Below are 266 nucleotides of genomic sequence, written 5' to 3' on the forward strand. Positions count from 1 at the left end.
TGTTCCAGACGAACGCGCAGCAAATGCTATTGCTGATATTAAAAAACAAATCAACATTCCACTTGTTGCTGATATTCATTTTGATTATCGTCTTGCTTTAAAAGCAATTGAAGGCGGCATTGATAAAGTACGTATCAATCCAGGTAACATTGGTCGTCGCCATAAAGTAGAAGCTGTTGTAAATGCGGCAAAAGAACGCGGTATTCCAATTCGTATCGGTGTAAACGCAGGTTCATTAGAACGTCACATTTTAGAAAAGTACGGAT

General features: G+C 38.7%; 1 protein-coding gene. It reads left to right on the forward strand.

What is annotated here, in order from left to right:
* Positions 1-266: flavodoxin-dependent (E)-4-hydroxy-3-methylbut-2-enyl-diphosphate synthase (locus SB658_RS24515; protein WP_410602986.1), on the forward strand; the 266-nt coding region annotated here is incomplete at both ends.

The sequence above is a fragment of the Bacillus sp. SIMBA_008 genome (genome assembly GCF_046535495.1).
Classification (GTDB): domain Bacteria; phylum Bacillota; class Bacilli; order Bacillales; family Bacillaceae; genus Bacillus; species Bacillus subtilis.